General features: G+C 66.4%; 3 protein-coding genes. All 3 read left to right on the forward strand.

Going from position 1 to position 2,746, the window contains the following annotated elements; genetic code table 11:
- Positions 1–382: 382 nt before the first annotated feature.
- The 3 genes from VIM19_13760 to VIM19_13770 all read left to right on the forward strand — a co-directional run bounded on the left by VIM19_13760 (position 383) and on the right by VIM19_13770 (position 2,703).
- A complete protein-coding gene (locus VIM19_13760) occupies positions 383–673 on the forward strand; it encodes a hypothetical protein (GenBank protein ID HEY5185933.1) in 291 nt (96 codons plus the stop codon).
- A 558-nt stretch (positions 674–1,231) separates the two neighbouring features.
- Positions 1,232–2,089, forward strand: coding sequence for an ATP-binding protein (locus tag VIM19_13765; GenBank protein HEY5185934.1), 858 nt, complete (start codon positions 1,232–1,234; stop codon positions 2,087–2,089).
- A gap of 248 nt (positions 2,090–2,337) precedes the next feature.
- Positions 2,338–2,703 (forward strand): ANTAR domain-containing protein, encoded by a 366-nt coding sequence (locus VIM19_13770; GenBank protein ID HEY5185935.1) that lies wholly within the window; start codon positions 2,338–2,340, stop codon positions 2,701–2,703.
- Positions 2,704–2,746 lie beyond the last annotated feature (43 nt).

The raw sequence follows: 2,746 nt of genomic DNA on the forward strand, positions 1-2,746 counted from the left end.
CGTGATCACAGGACATATGGTCGGCGGCCCGCAAGGGATCTTCGCCAAAATCCCCGGCCTGGGCGCCAGTTTCATGGCCTTGACCCGGGTGTTCCCACTGAAGCGAGGCAGGATCGAGAAGCGTGGCACTTCCCTCTACATCGACTGATCGCCCGATCGTCAGGGTGAACTTTCGAAGCGACGAGGCGGCGCGCGCGTCTGAGAGTGCGCCGCGGACAGTGAGCAGTGCTTTGCACCGGGCGCCGGGGCGCTCGACCTAGAACCGAGCTATGTCAACGTCGGCCCGCAGAGGGATCGATGACCGTGCGTTTCGACGACAAGCCTCGGTGTGCGTAGGTCGATCGGCCAGCGGGAGTCACTGCCGTGGCGAGATACTGGTCTGGTGGCAGACGAGAGCGAGATTCAGCGGATCGCGGCTGTTCTCCGAGAGTCGGGGTGGGCCCACCACCCGAGCCTGGACCGGGAGACCCGCCTCTGGGCCCAGCTGTCCGCGGAGGTCAACAACTACACGGCGACGGTGGATGACTACACAAACGACTTGTGCTCCCGCGATTACCTGGCTGAAGTCGCCTCGCTGGCGTCAGATGGCCTACGCGGGCGCATCGAGCACCAAGTTGCTGCGGCAGACGAGACGTTCCGCGCATCTACCGTCGAAAACACGACGAGCGCTTGAAGAGGTACTTCCGCATCCGGCCTGACGACGGTTGGTGGCGGCACAGACGACCGTCGTCCGGCCCACTCGCGGACTACCTCGCCGAGACTGACTGAACATCCGCTCATGGCTCCGCGATGGGCTCACATCCTTCTTCGGTGAGGGATCTCCTGTGGGACGATCGCGTGGATCTCAGTCACCCCGGCATAGGCGCCGAACCTGCTCCGGTGGTGGTTGGTGAAGCGGGCACCCTTGCCGAGGTGCTTATCTACCGCCGTGCCTCTTGTGGGGCCATCGTCTTTGCTTCCCCGGACGCCGGACCCCGTCCGGGTGTGCGTTCGGCGGGCGTCGGGCCGGATGCAGGGTGGCGAGGCTGCGGGGTGTAGCGTGTGCTCCGTTGCGTCCGCCCCAGACCTTGGTGGCGTTGATCTGTCTTCGTGCTACTCCCGAATCTCGGTGGCCCGCGTCCTTACGTTCCAGGACTACCGAATCGAGTCCGCCATGGCGCAGCAACCGAGCGATCCGCAGAATCCTCGCGCAGACCACGACCACAGGATCGCCCCGGTCCCGTCTCGATACATGCCCTACGTCCCGGCCAAGTTCCCAGCGCAGCCAGCCAGCCTTCGGCGTACGACGCCACAGATCCGGGTCAGAACACGCACCATTCGTCAGGTAGCCGTCCTTGAAGTTGCCGGCCGGCTCAGTGAGGTCGTCGAGGATCTGGACCGGGCGATCCAGCTCGCTCTCGCCGACGGGCCCCGGGGCGTCGTCTGTGATCTTTCGGCCGTGCTCGCCGACCCGGTCGCCGTTGAGGTGCTCGCCACGGCTGGGCGACACGTTCGCAACTGGCCCGGGATCCCCGTTGCCGTGGCCTGCCCGGACCCACTGGTTCGCGACGCGCTGCGCGTCCACCCTTTGGGTCGCCACCTGATCACAGCTGAGTCGCTGTTCTCGGCTATGACCGCGGTGTGGGCGATCCCTGACCAGGTCGTCCAGTCTCTGGTCCTGGCCCCGCACCCGACGGCGCCGCGCGCCTCCCGGGACTTCGTGACACGGACCCTGCTGGACTGGCGACTAAGCCGGGTCATCCCCGCCGCAAGCCTGGTCGTCAGCGCCCTGGTGGCCAGCTCGACAACCCATGCAGGCACCGTCATCGACCTGTCCGTCATCTGGGATCGAGGTGCCCTGCGCCTGAGCGTGCGAGACCACGGCCCCGCCCTACCGGGCCAGACGCCTTCAGATCCTGACTTGCAAAGGCGAGGGCTCACCGTGGTCGCCGCGCTCTCCCGCGCATTCGGGGTTCTGCCCACCAACGACGGCGGCGAAGTCCTCTGGGCCGTGCTCGAAGCCCCAAGACCAAGCCCCTTGCTCGGCAACCATACGGGCTCATCCAGGCCCGAGCAGGTGAACAGTCCCGGCACCGCCCAAGCCGTTTGAGCCGCCGCGGACACTCGCGTCGCCGTGCCAGCATCGCCCTGTTGCAGGTTACTCGGGATGGGGCGAAGACAGATTGTGCTGCTGCCCAAAGGCAGCCAATAGTTTCCGAGCACTGACTGTGCTCGGAGCCCATCCGGGGGGAGGCCATTACCCCCGCTGCCCAGTTAATCGGACAGCGGGGGGTTCAATGGCCGCGCCAGGAGTCAGCCCGGTGGCCGCACTACGCGGCCACCGCCACTGACCTGTGGGTGGCCGGCGTTGCTGGGATCCCGATGCGCGATGGCGACGAGGCCATCGGCGCACTCAACATCTACTCTCGCGAGCCGCGGGAGTGGTCGGATGAGGATATTGCGGTGGCCGTGGTCCTTGCCGATGTGGCGACCGGCTACGTGCTCAACGCTGCCAAGCTGCACGACCAGGAGCAGCTGAGCGAGCAACTGCAGCAGGCACTGGACTCACGGGTCGTCATGGAACAGGCCAAGGGGATCACCGCCCAAAGGAAGTCGGTCACGGTCGATCACGCCTACCAGCTCATGCGCGGTCACGCCCGCAACAACCACGCCAGCCTGCGCACGGTCGCTGAGGCCATCGTGGGAGTAGGACTTCAGGTCTGAGCCCGGCGACCGTCCACGAGGTCTGAGCCCGGCGACCGTCCAC

This window comes from Actinomycetes bacterium, from assembly GCA_036510875.1.
Classification (GTDB): Bacteria; Actinomycetota; Actinomycetes; order Prado026; family Prado026; genus DATCDE01.